Below are 2,493 nucleotides of genomic sequence, written 5' to 3'. Positions count from 1 at the left end.
CGGCGATGCCTCCGGCGTCGAACCCGCCCGCGCCGACCAGGTCGACGACCACCTCGGCCGGCTGGCCGGTGACCGCCTCCAGCATCGCCCGGCGCAACTGGTCCGCGCCGTCGCGGTCGACCTCACCGCCGACCTCGACGAGCACGCGGTCGCCGTTGTGCTTCACCGAGATCCGCGTCTTGGCGGTGCCGGTCTCCGCGGTGCCGTTCTGCCACGGTGGCGGCGCGTCGGCGAGCATCGCCTGGCGCAGCCACGTCAGTGCCCGGGACAGCAGCCGGGAGACGTGCATCTGGGAGATGCCGAACCGGGCCGCGATCTCCGCCTGGGTCTGGTTGCCGTAGAAGCGCATCGCGAGGATCCGCCGTTCCCGCCACGGCAGCCGGTGCAGCAGTCCGCTGACCGTCACCCGGTCGTCGACGGATTCCAGCGCGTTGTCCGACTCGCCCACCAGGTCGCCGAACTCGGCCGAGCTCTCCCCGCCGACCGGCGCGTTGAGTGAGGCCGGGCTGTAGCCGGCGGCCGACTCCAGGGCCGCCAGGATCTCCTGCTCGGGCGTCTCCAGCCGTGCGGACAACTCGGCGACCGTGGGCGCCCGGGACAGCTCGCTGGTCAGCGACGCCGTCGCCTGTCCGACCTCGAGGATGAGGTCGCGCAGCCGGCGGGGCACGTGCACGCCCCAGGTGCGGTCGCGGAAGTGCCGTTTGATCTCGCCGACGATGGTGATCGCCGCGTACGCGGTGAACGAGCCCCGTTCCGGGTCGTACCGGTCGACGGCGTTCACCAGGCCCAGGCGGGCGACCTGTTCCAGATCCTCCAGCGGTTCCCCCCGCCCCCGGTAACGGCGCGCCAGCCGGCCCGCGAAGGGCAGCGCGAAGCGGACCAGGTCGTCCCGGGCCTCCTGCCGGCGTTCCGGTGGCAGGCCCTCGATCCGTGCCGCGTACGCCAGCGCCGCCGCGTCGAGGTCCTCCAGGCCCCGCTCGGTGGGCGGTGGTGTGGTTGTGGTGGTCTGTCCGAACATCCGCGCCTCCCTCAGGAAGGTCCCCCGCCCGGATTGGGAAACCGGTCGTGCGCGTGCTCGCACCACGCACCGGGCCGGAAGTGGGTTACGTGACTTGGATGCCAGCGGGTGACGGCGCCACACTGCACAGCGTTATCAGGCCGTCGCAGCCAGCGGTGTTCCCGCTCCGTAGGTACTCAATCACGGCACCCCCGGTTCGCGAGGATGTTTCGGTGTCCCGGTCTCAACAGACCTGAAGCCCCAGGTGGTTGCCGGTGTCGCGGAGCGTCTGCAGGGCCTCCGGCACGCCCATCGGGGCCGGTGTCGGCAGGTCGTACGGCTGGGCGCGCAACACCTCCGTGGCACGCCGGGTGGGTACCGACGTCACCGGGTAGCCCCGGGCGGCGGTCCGGTCCAGGGCACGCCGCCGGCGGCCGAACCCGGCCACCGCCAGCCACTGCGGCAACCCGGCCAGGGCGGGCGAGCGCAGCCCCGGAGGCTCGGGCAGCACGTCGACGGAGCTGAACGGCTCGCTGCCGGCGAGCCACCACTCCACCTGCTCCACGCTGCGCCGGGTGGCGTTCTCGCACCAGTACGGCACCATGCCGGCCCGGACGACCTGCCACGGATCGAGCAGCCGGCCGCATTCGACCACCAACCGGTCACCGGTCTTGCCGGCCGCGCGCAGCCACCGCCGGTACAGGTCGGCGGTAGCCGCGCTCAGCGCCGACGGCTGCGGCACGAGGACGCGGTGCAGGGTGTGCCCGTGTTCGGAGACCCACCGGCGGGTGTCGGCCTCGAAACCGTCCTCCACGCCGTGCTCGGCCACGCCGCGCGGTGCGGTGACCTCCGGCGGCTCCCAACCCGCGCCGTCGCCACCGGCCGAGCGCAGCACCTGGCGCAGGGCGTGGCTGTCCGGGTGGAAGTCCACCGGGTCCAGCCCGCTGGCCGGGGAGCCGACCTGGAAGCTGTGCCCGGACCCCTCGTCCAGGACCGGCCAGGTCCGCGCGTCGCGCAGCACCAGCAGGGGGGCGCCGGGTTCCAGCCGGTCGGCCAGGAACCGCGCGTACGCCGCCGGCAGCGACCGCCACCGCGCCGCGAGGGAGACCGTCACGCCGCTCAGGGCGCCCCGGCTGGCCGGGCAGTGCACCTGTCGTACGTGCAGGTCGGGGTTGCCGGCGAGCAGGCGGCCGGCCAGGGCGGCGCCGTGGTCCAGGGCGGCCCGGGGCCGGTCCACCGCTCCCTGCGCCCAGTGCACCGACATCTCGAAGCCGGTGGGTAGCCAGGGCACGCCGAGCACCACCGCGAGGTGGGCGACCGCGCCGTGCGGGGACCCGAGCAGCGCCGCGGGATACCGGCGGCGGGGGTACTGGTCGGCGAACCACCCGGCCACCCGACCGGCGTCGACCTCCGCGGTCTGCCCGACGGTGAGCGCCACCCGGCCGGCCGCCCGCGTCACCGCCGCCCGCCGCACCGGATCGGGCGCGCCGGTGAAC

The 2,493-nt window shown here is 74.7% G+C and carries 2 protein-coding genes; both read right to left on the bottom strand.

Translation table 11 applies throughout. The features are described 5' to 3' along the window. Positions 1-1,018, bottom strand: a 1,018-nt coding sequence (locus AB0I76_RS27620) for a SigB/SigF/SigG family RNA polymerase sigma factor (RefSeq protein WP_357041384.1), incomplete at its 3' end; no start/stop codon positions are given. 223 nt (positions 1,019-1,241) lie between these two features. After that, positions 1,242-2,493: hypothetical protein (locus AB0I76_RS27615; protein WP_357041381.1), on the bottom strand; the 1,252-nt coding region annotated here is incomplete at its 5' end.

Source organism: Micromonospora sp. NPDC049799 (assembly GCF_040656655.1).
Lineage (GTDB): Bacteria > Actinomycetota > Actinomycetes > Mycobacteriales > Micromonosporaceae > Micromonospora.
The sequence above is the reverse complement of the archived record's forward strand: the minus strand, read 5'-3'. Positions and strand labels throughout refer to the sequence as shown.